This window comes from Streptomyces sp. NPDC025784 (assembly GCF_055558435.1).
The window spans coordinates 68,076-86,541 of record NZ_JBVHMN010000004.1; the positions used below are offsets into that span (position 1 = coordinate 68,076).

Below are 18,466 nucleotides of genomic sequence, written 5' to 3' on the forward strand. Positions count from 1 at the left end.
GTCGCCGTGCCTCCCACCGACGCGAGCACCGACGCCGACACCGCACCGGCACCCGTCCCGGGACGCGCCGACGCATCCGGCTACGAATCCGGCACCGACACGAGTCCGCCCTCGGACTCCGACCTGGGCCCCTGCGTGAGCGCGGACGTCGAGGACACCCTCGACCTGCGCCTCCCCGAAGAGCTCCTCGCGTACTTCGCGGAGACGGCCGACGGACGGGGCGGGTCCGTCCCGGGGGCCGTGGACGGAGCCGTAGAGGGCCGGGGCGGTGGCGCAGGCATCCCGCAGGTCGGCGCGACGGAGAGCACCTACGTCGCGTCGGCGGACGACGACCTGCTCGATCGTGTGGGCGGCTGGGGGCCGACCAGCACCCCCGTGGGCGTCTTCCAGCTCGTCCCCGTCCGAGTCGAACGCGACCTGACCCTGATCACCCGCTGGATGAACGACCCGGTCGTGGCCGAATTCTGGAAGCTCGCCGGGCCCGGGGCCGTCACCGAAGAACATCTGCGCCTCCAACTCGACGGCGACGGGCGCAGCGTGCCCTGCCTCGGACTGCTGGACGGCACCCCGATGAGCTACTGGGAGATCTACCGCGCGGATCTCGATCCCCTGGCCCGCCACTACCCCGCCCGACCGCACGACACCGGAATTCACCTCCTCATCGGTGGCGTCGCCCACCGTGGGCGAGGGCTCGGCTCCGCCTTGCTCAGAGCCGTGGCCGACCACACGCTCGACTGCCGCCCCTCATGTGCGCGTGTCGTCGCGGAACCCGACCTTCGCAACACCCCCTCCGTCTCCGCCTTCCTGAGCGCCGGCTTCCGCTTCTCCGCCGAGGTCGACCTGCCCGACAAGCGGGCAGCCCTCATGGTCCGAGACCGGGCCCTGCGCGATCTGTTGTAGCGCCGTCACTCTTGGTACACCGCTCGTCCCGTTCCGGTTCCCTGTCGAGGAGTCCCCGTGCCGAATTTCTCCGCAAACCCGGCCTCCGCAGCGACGCCCTCCCTGTACGACCCGCCTGAGCTGCGCGACGACCGATGGGAGCAGGCCGGCCGCCGCCTGCTCGCCAAGATGATCGGTGAGTTCGCGTACGAGGGGATCATCGAGCCGGAGCCGGAGCCGGAGCCGGAGCCGGAGCCGGAGCCGGAGGCCGCGCCCGCGGCCGAGCTCGGCCACGGGTCAGAGTTCGACCATGGGCCAGGGGACGGGCTGGAGCCCGGCGCCGGGCGAGAGCGGGAGCGCGGCGACGTACCGGAGTCCCATGGGCACGAGGCGGGGCCGAGGGACGGACACCCGGTCGCGACCGAAGGCCCGCGTACCCCCCTCTCCCGCTACTTCCTCCCGCTCGACGACCGGGACATCCTGTCCTTCCGCGCCCGCCGTACCGCGTACGACAGTTGGCGGGTGGACCCCGGCTCGCTCACTCTCACGGAGCGGGACGGGGAACCACGGCCCTTCACCGACCCGCTCCGGTTCCTCACCCGTGCCCGCGGCGCGCTGCGACTCGACGGGGCGACGCTCGGCCACGCCGTCCGCGAGATGAGCACCACCCTCGCCGCCGACGCTCGCCTCGACCACGACGCCCTCACCGCGGCCGAGCTGGCCGAGCTGGGGTACGCCGAACTGGAGGGCCACCAGACCGGGCACCCGTGGCTCGTGCTGAACAAGGGCCGGCTCGGCTTCTCCGCACGAGACGCGGGCGACTGGGCACCGGAGGCCCGGAAGGCGACGGCCCTGCCCTGGATCGCCGTGCACAGCTCGCTGGCCGCCTACCGGGGCGTTCCGGGCCTCGACACCGCGGAGCAGCTCTACGCGCGCGAGCTCGCCCCCACGGTCAGGGAGTCCTTCGACGGCGTCCTCCGCGCGCGCGGGCTGGCCCCGGAGTCGTACCTCTACCTGCCCGTGCACCCCTGGCAGTGGGACGACGTCGTGCTGCCCCTGTTCACGTCCGACGTCGCCGCGGACCGGATCGTGCCCCTGCACTCGGACGGCGACCTGCGCCTGCCGCAGCAGTCGATCCGTACGTTCCTCAACGTCTCGCGCCCGGACCGGCACACCCTGAAGCTGCCGTTGTCCGTCCTCAACACCCTGGTGTGGCGGGGCCTGCCGACGGTACGGACGCTCGCGGCCCCGGCTGTCACCTCCTGGATGCACAGCCTGCGTGACACCGACTCGTTCCTGCGGGACACCTGCGGGGTGATCCTCCTCGGCGAGGTCGCCTCCGTGACCGTCGGGCATCCGGTCTACGACGGCCTCCCGGAGGTGCCCTACCAGTACAAGGAACTGCTCGGGGCGATCTGGCGCGAGCCGTTGTCCCGTCGGCTCGCCCCGGGCGAACGCGCCCGCACACTGGCCGCGCTGCTGCACACCGATCCGCGGGGCCGCGCCTTCACCGCACAGCTCGTCGGGCGCTCGGGGCTCGCGCCGAAAGCCTGGCTGCGCCGCCTCTTCGGCGCACTGCTGCCGCCGCTGCTGCACTTCCTCTACCGGTACGGCACTGTGTTCAGCCCACACGGAGAGAACGCGATCGTCGTCTTCGACGACCACGACGTACCGGTCCGGCTCGCCGTGAAGGACTTCGTGGACGACGTCAACGTGAGCGCCGAGCCGCTTCCCGAGCACGCGTCCATGCCCGACGAAGTACGACGGGTGCTGCTCTCCGAGCCGCCCGAGTTCTTGATCCAGTTCATCCACTCCGGGCTCTTCGTGGGAGTGTTCCGCTTCCTCGCGCCACTGTGCGAGGAACAACTGGGCGTCCCGGAGGACGAGTTCTGGTCCCTCGTGCGCGCGGAGATCGTCCGCCATCAGACGCGGTTCCCGGAGCTGAAGGACCGCTACGAGATGTTCGACCTGCTCACGCCCCGTATCGAGCGCCTCTGCCTCAACCGCAACCGGCTGCACCTGGACGGCTACCGTGACCGCCCCGACCGCCCGCACGCCGCCGTCCACGGCACCGTCCCGAACCCCCTGCACCAGCCTTGATCACACATCTCGTACCCGTCCCGATCACATCCGTCGCGGTCGCCGTGATCGCCCGATTGTCAGTGGAGCCCCGTAGGGTGGCAGCGCTATGACGAAGCCCTCACTCCCCGAACTCCTCCATGCCGCCGTCACCGCCGTCGGCGGCACGGAGCGCCCCGGCCAGGTGACCATGGCCGAAGCAGTCGCCGATGCCATCGACGACAGCTCCCATCTGCTGGTCCAGGCGGGCACCGGCACCGGAAAGTCCCTCGGCTATCTGGTCCCGGCCCTCGCGCACGGGGAGCGGGTCGTCGTGGCGACCGCCACCCTGGCGCTCCAGCGGCAGCTCGTGGAGCGGGACCTGCCGCGCACCGTGGACGCGCTGCACCCGCTGCTGCGTCGCCGGCCGGAGTTCGCCATGCTCAAGGGCCGGTCGAACTATCTGTGCCTGCACCGCCTGCACGAGGGAGTGCCGCAGGACGAGGAGGAGGGCCTCTTCGACCAGTTCGAGGCGGCCGCGCCCACCAGCAAGCTGGGTCAGGACCTGCTCCGGCTGCGGGACTGGTCGGACGAGACGGAGACGGGCGACCGCGACGACCTCACGCCCGGCGTGTCCGACCGCGCCTGGGCCCAGGTGTCCGTGTCGTCCCGCGAGTGCCTGGGCGCGAGCAAGTGCGCGTACGGAGCGGAGTGCTTCGCCGAGATGGCGCGCGAGCGGGCCAAGCTCGCCGAGGTCGTCGTCACCAATCACGCGCTGCTCGCGATCGACGCCATCGAAGGCGCGCCGGTGCTCCCGCAGCACGAGGTGCTGATCGTCGACGAGGCCCATGAACTGGTGTCCCGGGTCACCGGCGTCGCCACGGGGGAGCTCACCCCGGGCCAGGTCAACCGCGCGGTCCGCCGCGCCGCCAAACTCGTCAACGAAAAGGCCGCGGACCAGCTCCAGACCGCCGCCGAGGGCTTCGAGCGCCTCATGGAGCTGGCGCTGCCGGGACGCCTGGAGGAGATCCCGGAGGACCTCGGGTACGCCCTGATGGCACTGCGCGACGCCGCGCGTACGGTGATCTCGGCGATCGGCGGCACCCGTGACAAGTCCGTCCAGGACGAGGACGCCGTGCGCAAGCAGGCCCTCGCGTCCGTGGAGAGCGTGCACGACGTCGCGGAGCGCATCACCAACGGCTCCGAGTGGGACGTGGTCTGGTACGAGCGCCACGACCGCTTCGGTGCCTCGCTCCGGGTGGCTCCCATGAGTGTGTCCGGGCTGCTCAGGGAGAAGCTGTTCGCCGACCGCTCCGTCGTGCTGACCTCGGCGACGCTGAAGCTCGGCGGCGACTTCAATGGCGTCGGGGCCTCGCTGGGACTCGCCCCCGAGGGCACGGAGGGCGACGACCTCCCGCAGTGGAAGGGCGTCGACGTCGGTTCGCCGTTCGACTACCCGAAGCAGGGCATCCTCTATGTCGCCAAGCACCTGTCACGCCCCGCGCGGGACGGCGACCGCGGGGACATGCTGGACGAGCTCACCGAGCTGATCCAGTCCGCCGGCGGTCGTACGCTCGGGCTGTTCTCCTCGATGCGGGCGGCCCAGCTCGCGGCCGAGGAACTGCGGTCGCGCATCCCGGAGTACCCCATCCTGTTGCAGGGTGAGGAGACGCTCGGCGAGCTGATCAAGAACTTCGCGGCCGACCCCAAGACCTGTCTGTTCGGCACGCTGTCCCTGTGGCAGGGCGTCGACGTCCCGGGACCCAGCTGCCAGCTGGTCGTCATGGACAAGATCCCCTTCCCACGCCCCGACGATCCGCTGATGAGCGCCCGCCAGAAGGCCGTCGAGGACGCCGGCGGCAATGGCTTCATGGCGGTCGCCGCCACACATGCCGCGCTCCTCATGGCCCAGGGCGCGGGCCGTCTCGTACGGGCGTCGGGGGACCGTGGCGTCGTTGCCGTACTGGACCAGCGCCTGGCCACGGCGCGCTACGGCAGCTATCTGAAGGCGTCGCTGCCGGACTTCTGGTACACGACGGATCGCAATCAGGTCCGCAGGTCGCTCGCCGCGATCGACGAGGCGGCCCGGAAGGCGCAAGAGGCGTAACACGGGGGCGGGTCGCCGAACACGGCGGCGGCCCACGCACCGGCCCAGGGCCGTCCGCGCGTCTCTTGCCGCCGGGTTGCCGTGCACGTCCCTCCGGCCGACCGGTGGCCGTCTGAACGCCTTCCCTCGACCGGTGGCCGCCCGGCCGCCTGCGCCCCTACGGCCGGCCGGTGGGCACCCGCACCGCCTTCGCCCGGCCGAAGGTCGCCCACTTCACCCGCAGTCCCCACCCGTCGTCGGCCAGGGGCGTTGTCGCGTCTTGCCGCCCCGTCCCCCACGCGCACCCGGCCCGCCGGAGTTCCACCTCTCGGTGCCCTCGTACACCATTCTGCTAGCAATGCTAGACATTCAAGCGACGCTATGAATAGCATTGCCTCGTCACCTAGCAGCGCTAGAAAAAATCGCGGAGAACTTCGGGAGTGGATATGCAGCACATACTGGCCATCGTCACCGTGGTGGTCGTCGGCCTGATGGTGGGCGTGGAGTTCGCGGTGGCGGCCTTCGTCAATCCGATCCTCGACCGGCTGCCGAACGACGGCGGTCTCGCGGCCCGCAGCGACGGCGCCCGGGTGCTTGGCAAGGTCATGCCGTTCTGGTACATCGGGTCGGTCGTGCTGGGTGCCGTCTGGGCGGCCTCGGCGTGGGGTGACGCGGAGGCGGGTCTCGTGGTCACGGCTACCGCGCTGCTCGTGCTGAGCGTCCTGATGTCCATCGCTCTGCTGGTCCCGATCAACTCCCGCGTCGCCGAGTGGACCAGGGAGAGCGTCCCGGCGGACTGGAAGCAGCAGGTCGGCCGCTGGGACCGGTTCCACTATGTGCGGGTCGCTGTGATCGTCGCGGCGTTCGTCCTGCTGGTCGTCGGCCTCGCGTGACGAGTCGACGGCCGACCACGGGGGACGGTGAACGCGCCGAAGGCCTCGCGCGCGGCGAAAGCATCAACTGGACCCGCGGCGGCGCAGGCGAGGAGCGCGTCCCGGCCGCGGAGGCGGTGAACGCGCAGGGCCCCGGAACCGGCGCAGTTGGTTCCGGGGCCCGGTCATGGGTGGGGCGGACCGTCTCGCCCCTCGCAGGGTGTTACACGCGGCGCAGGACGGCCACGACCTTGCCGAGGATGGTCGCCTCGTCTCCGGGGATCGGCTGGTACGCGGAGTTGTGGGGGAGGAGCCAGACGTGTCCGTCCTCGCGCTTGAAGCGCTTGACCGTGGCTTCGCCGTCGAGCATGGCGGCCACGATGTCGCCGTTCTCGGCCACGGGCTGGCGGCGGACGGTGACCCAGTCGCCGTCGCAGATGGCGGCCTCGATCATCGAGTCGCCGACGACCTTGAGGACGAACAGTTCGCCGTCGCCGACCAGCTGTCGGGGGAGGGGGAAGACGTCCTCGACCGACTCCTCGGCGAGGATGGGGCCACCGGCGGCGATGCGGCCGACGAGCGGGACGTACGACGCGGCCGGCTTGCCTGCCGTGTCCGTGGGCTGCACCGACGCCTGGTCGGAGCCGCGGACCTCGTAGGCGCGCGGGCGGTGCGGGTCGCGGCGCAGGAAGCCCTTCCGCTCCAGTGCCATCAGCTGGTGCGCGACAGAGGAGGTGCTGGAGAGGCCGACCGCCTGGCCGATCTCCCGCATCGACGGCGGGTAGCCGCGCCGCTGCACGGAGTCCCTGATGACCTCGATGACCCGGCGCTGCCGGTCCGTGAGCCCGGAGCTGTCCGCCCTGATGCCTGGAGGTCGACCCGGCAGGGAGCGCTTGGGTCCCTCATGATTCGCGGCTTCGTTCATCGCATGCACCGGCTCGAATCGGCCCTGGGAGCGGTCCTGGGCAGTGATGGTGGCACTGTCTGCGGTCGTGGTCACGTCGGCCCCTCTCGATGGTCTCCCTGCTGGACAACGGTAGTTGCTTTCGAAAGGTTGCGCCAAACACACGTTCGAGTGAAAAACCGTGAAGTAGCTGACGTGATCATGAATCCGGGTGTATAGCTCGCACGATGCCTGGCGGACAAAAGGGCCCATTGCTGTACTCTTCACCGCCGGGGGCGGAGGCTGCGACAGCCGATGCGGGCGCCGACCAGTCTGCCATCCGGCACCCGGTCGGCCGGGGACCGGCCCCCCTTCCGTGCGTCGCCCACGCTATCCCCCGCGTGTCCGTGATGGGTATGTCCATGCGGCACATGCCATTACGTGTGCGACACGCGCGTCGTGTGTGAATTTGAGGACCGAGTCCCACATCTAGTGGTTGGATTGCGGCAGCGGCCCAGAAGTTGTGGTCCCCCGGGTCTTCGGGCCCACGGGAATCGCCTATGCTTGGGGCTGCTTCGAGGGGCCCGTGAGGTCTCCCGAGGTCTATGAGTCGTGCTGTGAAGGAGGGTTGGAGCCATGCACTGCCCCTTCTGCAGGCACCCCGACAGCCGCGTCGTCGACAGCCGTACGACCGATGACGGCACGTCGATCCGCAGGCGCCGCCAGTGTCCCGACTGCTCCCGTCGTTTCACGACCGTGGAGACGTGCTCGCTGATGGTGGTCAAGCGCTCCGGCGTGACCGAACCCTTCAGCCGTACCAAGGTCATCAACGGCGTGCGCAAGGCCTGCCAGGGCCGGCCCGTCACCGAGGACGCACTCGCCCAGCTCGGCCAGCGGGTCGAGGAGGCGGTGCGCGCCACCGGGAGCGCCGAGCTGACCACGCACGACGTGGGGCTGGCGATACTCGGCCCGTTGCAGGAGCTCGACCTCGTCGCCTATCTGCGGTTCGCGTCCGTCTACCGGGCGTTCGACTCGCTCGAGGACTTCGAGGCCGCCATCGCGGAACTCAGGGAAGGCACGAGGCAGCGCCCCGCCGTGGACGACGAAGACACGGACGCGGAGCGCCCGGAAGACGACCGCGGGTCCGGAGGGGCCGTCCAGGTCCCCGTGCCCGCCACCGCCGCCGACTGACGGACGGGCCGACACGGATCGGCCCCGTCGGCGGCGACCACAGACCCGTTGCGGGCGGCCGCACAGCGGCGCGCGCAGCACCAGACACACACCGTGCCACGGGAAGAACGAGGCACTTCAGGGCGTTTTAGCCCGATACAGGGAGGCGGCATGACAGAGACGGCGAGCGGTCCGGCACGAGGTTCCCGCGCCAAGGGCGGGGCCAAGGGCAGCAAGGGACTGCGTATCGAGCGCGTCCACACCACCCCCGGGGTGCACCCGTACGACGAGGTGGAGTGGGAGCGTCGTGACGTCGTCATGACCAATTGGCGCGACGGCTCGGTCAACTTCGAGCAGCGTGGCGTCGAGTTCCCCGGCTTCTGGTCGGTGAACGCGGTCAACATCGTCACCAGCAAGTACTTCCGCGGTGCCGTCGGCACCCCGCAGCGCGAGGTGAGCCTCAGGCAGCTCATCGACCGCATCGTGAAGACCTACCGGAAGGCCGGTGAGGACTACAAGTACTTCGCCTCGCCCGCTGACGCCGAGATCTTCGAGCACGAGCTGGCGTACGCCCTCCTGCACCAGATCTTCAGCTTCAACAGCCCTGTCTGGTTCAACGTCGGCACGCCCCAGCCCCAGCAGGTCTCCGCCTGCTTCATCCTGTCCGTCGACGACTCCATGGAGTCGATCCTCGACTGGTACAAGGAAGAGGGCATGATCTTCAAGGGCGGCTCCGGCGCCGGCCTGAACCTCTCCCGCATCCGCTCCTCCAAGGAACTGCTCTCCTCGGGCGGCAACGCCTCGGGTCCCGTCTCCTTCATGCGCGGTGCCGACGCCTCCGCAGGAACGATCAAGTCGGGTGGCGCCACGCGCCGCGCGGCCAAGATGGTCATCCTCGACGTCGACCACCCCGACATCGAGGACTTCATCGAGACCAAGGTCAAGGAGGAGGAGAAGATCCGCGCCCTGCGTGACGCGGGCTTCGACATGGACCTGGGCGGCGACGACATCACGTCCGTCCAGTACCAGAACGCCAACAACTCGGTCCGCGTGAACGACACGTTCATGAAGGCCGTCGAGTCGGGCGGCAAGTTCGGGCTGACGTCCCGCATGACCGGCGAGGTCATCGAGGAGGTCGACGCCAAGGCGCTCTTCCGCAAGATGGCCGAGGCCGCCTGGGCGTGCGCCGACCCGGGCATCCAGTACGACGACACGATCAACCACTGGCACACGTGCCCGGAGTCCGGCCGTATCAACGGCTCGAACCCGTGCAGCGAGTACATGCACCTGGACAACACGTCCTGCAACCTCGCCTCGCTGAACCTCATGAAGTTCCTGAAGGACGACGGCAAGGGCAACCAGTCCTTCGACGTCGAGCGCTTCTCGAAGGTCGTCGAGCTGGTCATCACCGCGATGGACATCTCGATCTGCTTCGCGGACTTCCCGACCCAGAAGATCGGCGAGAACACCCGCGCCTTCCGTCAGCTCGGCATCGGCTACGCCAACCTCGGCGCCCTGCTGATGGCGACCGGCCACGCCTACGACTCCGACGGCGGCCGTGCCCTCGCCGGTGCCATCACGTCGCTGATGACGGGTACGTCGTACAAGCGCTCCGCCGAGCTCGCCGCGGTCGTCGGCCCCTACGAGGGTTACGCCAAGAACGCGACCCCGCACCAGCGCGTCATGAAGCAGCACGCCGACGCCAACACCGCGGCCGTCCGTATGGACGACCTCGACAGCCCGATCTGGGCCGCCGCCACGGAGGCCTGGCAGGACGTCGTCCGCCTCGGCGAGAAGAACGGTTTCCGTAACGCGCAGGCGTCCGTCATCGCCCCGACCGGCACCATCGGTCTCGCGATGTCCTGCGACACCACCGGCCTCGAGCCCGACCTCGCTCTGGTCAAGTTCAAGAAGCTGGTCGGCGGCGGCTCGATGCAGATCGTCAACGGCACCGTGCCGCAGGCCCTGCGTCGCCTGGGCTACCAGGAGGAGCAGATCGAGGCGGTCGTCGCCCACATCGCCGAGCACGGCAATGTGATCGACGCTCCCGGCCTCAAGCTCGAGCACTACGAGGTGTTCGACTGCGCCATGGGTGAGCGCTCCATCTCCGCGATGGGCCACGTCCGCATGATGGCCGCGATCCAGCCGTGGATCTCCGGCGCCCTCTCCAAGACCGTCAACCTGCCGGAGACGGCGACGGTCGAGGACGTCGAGGAGGTCTACTTCGAGGCCTGGAAGATGGGCGTCAAGGCGCTCGCGATCTACCGCGACAACTGCAAGGTCGGCCAGCCGCTCTCCGCCAAGAAGAAGGAGGACGAGAAGGCCGAGGTGACCGCGAAGACCGAGGCGACGATCCGCGAGGCCGTCGAGAAGGTCGTCGAGTACCGCCCGGTCCGCAAGCGCCTCCCCAAGGGCCGTCCCGGCATCACCACCTCCTTCACGGTGGGCGGCGCCGAGGGCTACATGACCGCCAACTCCTACCCGGACGACGGTCTCGGCGAGGTCTTCCTGAAGATGTCGAAGCAGGGCTCCACCCTCGCGGGCATGATGGACGCCTTCTCGATCGCGGTCTCCGTGGGTCTCCAGTACGGCGTGCCCCTGGAGACGTACGTCTCGAAGTTCACGAACATGCGCTTCGAGCCGGCCGGCATGACGGACGACCCGGACGTGCGGATGGCGCAGTCGATCGTCGACTACATCTTCCGCCGCCTGGCGCTCGACTTCCTGCCCTTCGAGACGCGCTCCGCGCTCGGCATCCACTCCGCCGAGGAGCGCCAGCGCCACCTGGAGACGGGCTCCTACGAGCCGACCATCGACGATGTCGAGGTCGACGTGGAGGGGCTGGCCCAGTCCGCGCCGCGCGCGCAGGAGCTGAAGGCCGTCGCCACCCCCAAGGCCGAGGTCGAGGCGGCCAAGCCCGCCCCGAAGCAGGCGCACACCAGTGCCGAACTGGTCGAGATGCAGCTGGGCATCCAGGCGGACGCCCCCCTGTGCTTCTCCTGCGGCACGAAGATGCAGCGGGCCGGATCCTGCTACATCTGCGAGGGCTGCGGCTCGACCAGCGGCTGCAGCTGATCCTGGGCGCCTCTGAGGCGTGAATTGCCTGTGCAGGGCGGTGGAGCCGGTTCTCGGCTCCACCGCCCTCGGCGTTTGTGACGCCCGGCCGCGCGGCCTGGTGCGGCGGCCGTGCAGCAGGCCGTGGCGCCTCGTGCGGCGGCCGGGCAACAGGCTTGTCGCGGCTCCGGCCGTAGTGACATGCTCCGGCCCATGATCAAGAGAATCGAGTCCTCCGTCCGCCGATGAGCGAGACGGCTCCTGAAGGGCGGCGCGGCCCGCAGCCGTGACGCCCTTCAGGATTCTCACTGCCCCAGCGGGCGCACTTCGGGAAATCCCGGCCCGTAGGAGCGCGACGGTCCCAGGAAGGCCCGCTCAGGCGTCCTGGGCGCTGCCCATGACCCTGGTGAAGGTCGCCGGGTCCGTGTCGTAGCCGCGGACGCCGGGGTGGAAGGTCCACCCGCCCGCGTCCTCGCGCACGAACTCCCCGAGGGTCGCGGCGGTGGACCCGAGGACGTCCGCGAAATCGCCCTCCGCCAGCACCGTGTAGTTCTCCCGCATCCGGAAACCGGGGTTCAGCACCCCCACGAAGCTCTTGTGGCCGGCATGCTGCTGGATGAGGACGCCGACCACCACGCGCGCGTAGCGGCTGTTGAGACGGTCGAGCTCCAACGTCATGACCTCGTCCCAGCCGAAGCCCTTGCCGTCCTTGCTGTCCCGGTTCAGATAGATGGTGCCGTCCGGCGAACGGCTGTCGAAATGCACTACGTACTCGGGTGTTTCGCTCGGCGCTCCGGCCGTGTAGGTCGCCGCGATGACGTCGAGATCGGTCGCGGGCTCACCCACAGGACTCGGATCCCATTTCACCGCCAGCTCGACCTTGCGGATGCCCTTGTTGAGGCCGTTCACCGGATCTCCCCTCCCCGTTCCCCAACTGCTCTTCGGCCCAACTGCCCTGCTGGCAGCGCCGATTGTCCATCGTGCCACGCGCGCCGGGGCGCTCGCGCGGATGTACTCCGCCGGAGCGTGACCGGCGCCACGCTCCGTGGCCTTACGATGGCGCGGTGCTGGTCAAGTGGATTCGCTGCACCGTGGTCGACCGCCGCGGTTTCGAACGGGGGCAGCGAAAGTGGGCGGGGCTTCTGGGGGAGCCGGGTTTCCGGGGACAGGGTGGCGGATGGAGCACGGGCCGGTCCGGCGTCGCGCACATCTTCGCCTTCTGGGAGAGCCGTGCCTTTTACGACTCCTTCATGGCCCGCTCCCACGACAGGCTCGCCGCAGCCCAGTCGGGCACCTTCAAGGACTCCCAGGTCAAACTGTTCGATCACCGCTTCGACGTGAAGACCGGCTTCGAGCCGCGCTTCAGCGACGCGGACCTGGTGCGGGTCGCGCACTGCCGGGTCCACGAGGAACGGGCCGAACACTTCGCACTGATGCAGGAGAAGGTCTGGAATCCCGCCATGGCGGGCTCGCCCGGGATGGTGCGGGGCCTCTTCGGCGAGGCGCCGGGCAGCGAGTTCCTGGTCCTGTCGATGTGGCAGTCCGCCGCGGAGCACGGCAAGTACCGCGCGGAGCGGGTGGAAAGGCTCGCGCTGCGCGCCCAGATCGAGGCCGACGTGGCGGCCCTCGCGGGCGACATCGTGCAGTTGGAGCCCGCCTGGACGGTCTGAGAAGGCTCCCGTACGTCGTCATCGCGTGGGGAAGCTGTGTGACCTACGCCGTATGGAGCCCGTACGGCTGCTCGATCCGGGGTGACACGATCTAGGGTTTTGGCATGGCACGACCACGGCGCATCGTTCTGGTCCGGCACGGCGAGTCGGTGGGCAATGCCGATGACACCGTGTACGAACGCGAACCCGACCACGCCCTGCCGCTCACCGAGAAGGGCTGGCAGCAGGCGGAGGAGACGGGCAAGAAACTGCGGGAACTGTTCGGACAGGAGCGCGTAAGCGTTTACGTGTCGCCGTACCGTCGTACGCACGAGACGTTCCGCGCCTTCCACCTCGACCCCGCGCTCGTCCGGGTGCGCGAGGAGCCGCGGCTGCGCGAGCAGGACTGGGGCAACTGGCAGGACCGCGACGACGTCCGCCTGCAGAAGGCGTACCGCGACGCCTACGGGCACTTCTTCTACCGCTTCGCGCAGGGCGAGTCCGGTGCCGACGTGTACGACAGGGTCGGCGGCTTCCTGGAGAGCCTCTACCGGAGCTTCGAGGCTCCCGACCACCCGCCCAACGTGCTCATCGTGACCCACGGCCTGGCCATGCGGCTGTTCTGCATGCGCTGGTTCCACTGGACGGTGGCGGAATTCGAGTCGCTGTCCAATCCGGGGAACGGGGAGACGCGCATGCTCGTTCTGGGAGACGACGGCAAGTACACGCTTGACCGACCTTTCGAGCGGTGGCGTGACCCTGAGTCGTACGGAGCCACCGGATAGAGTGGCAGGGCGATGATCGCTGACTCCTCGACCGAAGGGCGCCTCGGCCGCGCCCTGGCCAGCCTGCGCGGACTCGCCGTGGGAGACGCGCTGGGCTCGCAGTTCTTCGTGCCCGCGAACTACCCGCTGCTCAAGCGCCGTGAGCTGCCGCCCCAACTGTGGCAGTGGACCGACGACACGGAGATGGCCTGCTCCGTGGTGAGCGTGCTCGCCGCGCACCGCCGTATCGACCAGGACGAACTGGCCCGCTCCTTCGCCGAGCACCACGACTTCGACCGCGGCTACGGCCCCGCGGTCAACCGGCTGCTGCGCCAGGTCCGGGAGGGCGGCGACTGGCGCGAGCTCGCGTCCGCCCTGTTCAAGGGCCAGGGCTCCTGGGGGAACGGCGCCGCGATGCGCATCGCGCCCCTCGGCGCCTGGTACGCGGACGACCCCGAGCAGGCCACTCACCAGGCGGAGATCTCGGCCTACCCGACCCACCAGCACCGCGAGGCCGTGGTCGGCGCCATGGCCGTCGCCGCGGCCGCCGCGCTGGCCGCCGACCCGGCGGGACCCCCGACCCCCGAGGCCCTGCTCGACGGCGTCGTCGCGCTCGTACCGCGCAGCGCGGTCGGCGCCGGTCTGCGACGAGCCCGGGACATGCTCGACTACGGGGACGCCGGGACCGTGGCGGCCGTCCTGGGCTGCGGCCGGCGCACGTCGGCGCACGACACCGTGCCGTTCGCGCTGTGGTCGGCCGCCCGGTCCTTGGGCGACTACGAGAAGGCGTTCTGGGGCACCGCCCAGGTGGGCGGCGACGTGGACACCACGTGCGCCATCGTCGGCGGCGTGATCGCCTCCGGGCGGGCGGGCGCGCCCCCCGCGACCTGGGTGGAGGCCACGGAGTCCCTGCCGGACTGGGTGCCGGGGGCCGCGTACGGGGCAGCGGCGGGCGGCTCGTAGGTCCGTCAGCCGGGTGCTTTCGGTGCCGGTGCCGGTGCCAGTGCCAGTGCCGGTGCTGTGGTGCTGCCCGGCCTCATGCCGGGGGCCGCTGGGTGGGTCGCTGCGGAGCCACCGCGTACCCCTGAGCGCTGCGGAATCCCCGGGTGCCGTGCCGTTGAGGCACCGAGCGCCGACCGTGTCTGTCACAGGCTTGCTACAGCCACGCCGCCGCACCGCCGAGCGTCTTGCCCGTGGATACCCTGTCCGCCACGCGGCCCGTTGATCATCGCGGGCGAGCGCCGAACAAGACACCGGTCGTCAGCCTCCGCCGCAACGGCGTGCCGTGGGCTGTCCGCTGCCGGTGGGGAGGGGGTCCCGTGTCCGACATACCGTCCACGCCCGAGCCGATGGAGCAGGGGCCGCCGAAGCCGGGAACGCCGGAGGCGAAGGAAGCGAGGGAGGCAGAGGACGTCAGGGATCGGACGGCGTCGACGGAGCCTCCCGTGACCATGGCGAAGGCCACCGCCCCGGAAGACGCTTCCGACCGTGAGGGCACCGGATCGGACGCGGACGACGGCGGCGGCGAAGGCGGGGACGACGACGGTGACGGGAAGGGAACCGCGGGCGGGGGCGCCGACTGGGCCGTGCCGCCGTCGCCCACTCCCTGGACGGCCGACCTTCAGGTGAGGGAGCCCGCCCCCGTGCGTACGGCCACGCTGTGGGCCGTGCTGGCCACCGGGCTGCTCAGCATGTTCCTGCTCGGCGACGGCGTGGCGGTCAATCTCCTGCTCGTCGCCATCCCGGCCGCTGTCGCCGCCTACTTCGCCGCACAGGCGGCGGGACGACGTATGCGCGCCTGGACGGTGGTCTGGGCGGCCGGCGGCATCGGGCTGCTGGTCGTTCCGGCCCTGCGTGACGCGGACTGGCCCTCGTTCCTCGCCGTCGTGAGCGCGATCGCGCTGGGCTCGCTCGCACTGCACGGCGGCCGTACCTGGCCCGCCGTCCTGCTGGGCCCCATCGGCATGTTCAACTCCCTGGTCACCGGTCCTGCCTGGGGCTGGCGCGGAGTGCGTGAACGGTTCGGCGGGCGCCGCCGCAGTGTGGGTGCGATGCTGCGCGCGCTCGTGGTCACCGCGGTGCTGCTGCTGGTCTTCGGGGCCCTCTTCGCGGGGGCCGACGCGGCCTTCGCCGATCTGCTGGGCGACCTCATGCCCGACGCGTCCGTCTCCGGCGGCCCGTGGCGCCTGGTGCTCCTCGCTTTCGGTGTGTTCGGAGCGCTCGCGGCGGCCCACACCGCGGCCGCACCCGTCCAGTGGGACCGGGTCCAGGTACCCGCCGGCCGCCCCCGCGGCCGCGTCGAGTGGGCTCTGCCGCTGGTCGTGCTCACGGCGCTCTTCGCCGCCTTCAACGCAGTGCAGCTCGCCGTGCTCTTCGGAGGCTACGAGGCCGTCCTGAAGAAGACCGGCCAGACGTACTCCGAGTACGCACGCCAGGGGTTCTGGCAGCTGTTGCTGGTGACCCTCCTGACCCTGCTCGTCGTGGTCTTCGCGCTCCGCTGGGCACCCCGCGGCGACGCCCGCGACTGGACCCTGGTGCGGGGCGTGCTGGGAACCCTGTGCGCCCTGGCGATCGTGGTCGTGGCCTCGGCGGTGCGGCGCATGGACATGTACGTGGAGGCCTACGGTCTGACGCGGCTGAGGGTCTCCGTGCTGGCCGTGGAGGTGTGGCTCGGCGTCGTCATCGTGCTCATCATGGCGGCCGGTGTGTGGGGCGCCCGATGGCTGCCGCGCGCGGTCGCGGCCAGTGCGGCCGTGGGAGTGCTGGCCTTCGGGCTCATGTCGCCGGACGGTCTGATCGCCGAGCGCAATGTCCAGCGTTACGAGGAGACGGGAAAGTTCGACCTCGACTACGCGGGAAGCCTGTCCGCCGACGCCGTACCGGCGCTCGACAAACTGAAGGAGCCGCTGCGTTCGTGCGCGCTGCGGCCCATCGCGAACGACCTGGGGGAGAGCGACGACCCCTGGTACGCGACCAGTTGGGGCGAGGCCCGCGCCCGGGACATCCTGCGTGCCCGGCCGCCGGCGACCGACGTGGCCTGGCCCGAGTGCCGCCGGATGAGCGACGACGTCATGTACATGCGCTGAGAGGGGCCGGGTCCCGCAGGGTGGAGAAGGCCCGGAGGGCCGGCCCGGCGGAAGGGTTCTGGGCGGCTCCAGGCAGGGGCGCTCAGGAGGCCTGAAGTTCGCCGAAGGCGTCGTACCGGATGCTGGCCTCGGGCGTCGTACCCGATGGCGGGCGTCGACGCGTCCGATGAGGGCCGACGACGTACCGGACGGGCGCCGACGGCGTCGTACCCGAGGTACGCCCGCGGCCTCCGGTGACCTGCACCGGAGGCCGCGGCCGTTCGTCGGGCGGACGGCCGGGCCGGGATCCTCGCTGTCGGACCCCCGGGTCCCGGCCCGGCCTCCGCGGCTCCCTCGTCAGCCCGCGACCGGTCCTGCCGAACCGGAAAGGGCCTCCAGGTCGCTCTTGCGGACCCTGATCACCAGCGCCGCGGTGATCAGTGCCAGCAGGGCCATCGCTGCTGCCGGGATGAAGGCGGTCGAGATGCCCTGGGCGAGCACCTCGTGGCCCCAGGGCGCGGGCAGCTGGTGGGTCTTGGCGAACTCCGCCTTCTGCCCGGCCGAGCCGTCCGTCAGGAACTTCGGCATCTGCTTCTCCGCCTCGTCACGGCTGGCCGAGCCGAAGACCGTGGTGAGGATGGAGAGCCCCAGCGAACCGCCGACCTGCTGAGTGACGTTGAGCAGACCCGAGGCGGCGCCCGCCTCGTGCTGGGCGACACCCGAGACCGCGGTGACCGTCAGCGTCACGAAGTTCAGGCCCATGCCGAAGCCGAACAGCAGCATCGGGCCGAGCACCCCGCCGACATACGAGTTGTCGGAGCTGATGAAGGTCAGCCACAGGAGCCCGAGTGCGACGAGCGACGAGCCGACGACCATGAACGGCTTGGGGCCGAGCACCGGCAGGAACCGCTGCGACAGACCCGCGCCGACCGCGATCGCGACCGTGACCGGCAGGAACGCCACACCGGCGGAGATCGGGCTGTAGCCGAGCACGTTCTGCACGAACAGCACGATGTAGAAGAACATGCCGAACATCGCCGCGGCCAGGCTCAGCATGATCAGATACGTGCCCGACCGGTTGCGGTCGGCGAACATCTTCAGCGGGGTGATGGGTTCCTTCGCGCGGGTCTCGACGATCACGAAGGCCACCAGCAGCACCACGGCCGCACCGAACGACCCGATGGTGAGGCTGTCCCGCCAGCCCTCCTCCGCGGCGCGGATGAAGCCGTACACCAGGGACGCCATGCCCGCCGTCGAGGTGAGGGCACCCGCGATGTCGAAGCGTCCGGGGTGGCGTTCGGACTCGCTGATGTACATCGGTGCGAGCACCGCGATCAGAACGCCGATGGGCACGTTGACGAAGAGGACCCAGCGCCAGTCGAGCCACTCGGTGAGCATGCCGCCGGCCAGCAGACCGACGGCGCCACCGCCGGCCGAGACCGTGGCGAAGACGGCGAATGCCCGGTTCCGCTCCGGGCCCTCGGGGAACGTGGTGGTGATGAGCGCCAGCGAGGTCGGTGACGCGATCGCGCCACCGACGCCCTGCAGGGCACGGGCGGCCAGCAACTGCCAGGGTTCCTGGGCGAGTCCACCGAGCAGCGAGGCGAAGGTGAACAGCAGGATGCCGGTCATGAAGACCCGGCGCCTGCCGAGGATGTCACCGGCGCGGGCGCCGAGAAGCAGCAGGCCACCGAAGGTGAGGGTGTACGCGCTGATCACCCATGTCAGATCGGTCGTGCTGAAGTTGAGCGCGTCTTGAATGTGCGGGAGCGCGATGTTCACAATCGTCGCGTCGAGTACCACCATGAGTTGGCAGGCCGCGATGACGGTGAGCGCGATACCGGGGTGCCCCTCCCGGCGGGCCGCTCCTGGCTTTGATTCCTGTATCAACTGAGAGGTTGTCACTATGGGTCCCCCACAAGTGCGTTAGTGAACGCTCGCGTTCACTGTCGCGTCAACGGTAGTGAGTCCCCGACAGTGAACGCA

13 protein-coding genes are annotated in these 18,466 nt (G+C 70.2%); 10 read left to right on the forward strand and 3 right to left on the reverse strand.

The window, feature by feature from the left end:
- Positions 1–6 precede the first annotated feature (6 nt).
- The 4 genes from ACZ4IF_RS12060 (at position 7) to ACZ4IF_RS12075 (ending at position 5,916) form a co-directional block, all read left to right on the forward strand.
- Positions 7–900 (forward strand): GNAT family N-acetyltransferase, encoded by an 894-nt coding sequence (locus ACZ4IF_RS12060; protein ID WP_467561880.1) that lies wholly within the window; start codon positions 7–9, stop codon positions 898–900.
- A gap of 57 nt (positions 901–957) precedes the next feature.
- A complete protein-coding gene (locus ACZ4IF_RS12065; RefSeq protein WP_467561882.1) occupies positions 958–2,979 on the forward strand; it encodes an IucA/IucC family protein in 2,022 nt (673 codons plus the stop codon).
- An 88-nt stretch (positions 2,980–3,067) separates the two neighbouring features.
- The gene (locus ACZ4IF_RS12070; RefSeq protein WP_467561884.1) at positions 3,068–5,044 is read left to right on the forward strand and encodes an ATP-dependent DNA helicase; all 1,977 of its coding nucleotides are present in this window, start codon (positions 3,068–3,070) and stop codon (positions 5,042–5,044) included.
- 425 nt (positions 5,045–5,469) lie between these two features.
- Positions 5,470–5,916 (forward strand): DUF1772 domain-containing protein, encoded by a 447-nt coding sequence (locus tag ACZ4IF_RS12075; protein WP_359492887.1) that lies wholly within the window; start codon positions 5,470–5,472, stop codon positions 5,914–5,916.
- Between the two features lie 202 nt (positions 5,917–6,118).
- On the opposite strand, the gene lexA is transcribed toward ACZ4IF_RS12075, so the two are convergent.
- Positions 6,119–6,895, reverse strand: a complete 777-nt coding sequence (gene lexA / locus ACZ4IF_RS12080) for a transcriptional repressor LexA (RefSeq protein WP_095937079.1) — start codon at positions 6,893–6,895, stop codon at positions 6,119–6,121.
- A gap of 519 nt (positions 6,896–7,414) precedes the next feature.
- Here lexA and nrdR point away from each other — a divergent pair.
- Together nrdR and ACZ4IF_RS12090 are read left to right on the forward strand one after the other, a co-directional pair.
- Positions 7,415–7,969: a transcriptional regulator NrdR gene (gene nrdR, locus ACZ4IF_RS12085; protein WP_467561887.1), complete on the forward strand. Its 555-nt coding sequence runs from the start codon at positions 7,415–7,417 to the stop codon at positions 7,967–7,969.
- A 150-nt stretch (positions 7,970–8,119) separates the two neighbouring features.
- Positions 8,120–11,023 (forward strand): vitamin B12-dependent ribonucleotide reductase, encoded by a 2,904-nt coding sequence (locus ACZ4IF_RS12090; protein WP_467561889.1) that lies wholly within the window; start codon positions 8,120–8,122, stop codon positions 11,021–11,023.
- A 354-nt stretch (positions 11,024–11,377) separates the two neighbouring features.
- On the opposite strand, the gene ACZ4IF_RS12095 is transcribed toward ACZ4IF_RS12090, so the two are convergent.
- Positions 11,378–11,911 (reverse strand): TerD family protein, encoded by a 534-nt coding sequence (locus tag ACZ4IF_RS12095; protein ID WP_467561891.1) that lies wholly within the window; start codon positions 11,909–11,911, stop codon positions 11,378–11,380.
- Between the two features lie 155 nt (positions 11,912–12,066).
- Between ACZ4IF_RS12095 and ACZ4IF_RS12100 the strand changes: the two genes are divergently transcribed.
- The 4 genes from ACZ4IF_RS12100 to ACZ4IF_RS12115 all read left to right on the forward strand — a co-directional run bounded on the left by ACZ4IF_RS12100 (position 12,067) and on the right by ACZ4IF_RS12115 (position 16,501).
- Positions 12,067–12,672, forward strand: a complete 606-nt coding sequence (locus ACZ4IF_RS12100; RefSeq protein WP_028802308.1) for a YdbC family protein — start codon at positions 12,067–12,069, stop codon at positions 12,670–12,672.
- 104 nt (positions 12,673–12,776) lie between these two features.
- The gene (locus tag ACZ4IF_RS12105) at positions 12,777–13,436 is read left to right on the forward strand and encodes a histidine phosphatase family protein (protein ID WP_028802307.1); all 660 of its coding nucleotides are present in this window, start codon (positions 12,777–12,779) and stop codon (positions 13,434–13,436) included.
- A 12-nt stretch (positions 13,437–13,448) separates the two neighbouring features.
- Complete coding sequence (locus ACZ4IF_RS12110) at positions 13,449–14,378, forward strand: ADP-ribosylglycohydrolase family protein (RefSeq protein ID WP_467561894.1); 930 nt, start codon at positions 13,449–13,451, stop codon at positions 14,376–14,378.
- A 386-nt stretch (positions 14,379–14,764) separates the two neighbouring features.
- Positions 14,765–16,501: a DUF4153 domain-containing protein gene (locus ACZ4IF_RS12115; protein WP_467562333.1), complete on the forward strand. Its 1,737-nt coding sequence runs from the start codon at positions 14,765–14,767 to the stop codon at positions 16,499–16,501.
- 336 nt (positions 16,502–16,837) lie between these two features.
- Here the strand turns inward: ACZ4IF_RS12115 and ACZ4IF_RS12120 are convergent, their stop codons facing one another.
- Positions 16,838–18,385, reverse strand: a complete 1,548-nt coding sequence (locus ACZ4IF_RS12120; protein WP_467561896.1) for an MFS transporter — start codon at positions 18,383–18,385, stop codon at positions 16,838–16,840.
- Positions 18,386–18,466 lie beyond the last annotated feature (81 nt).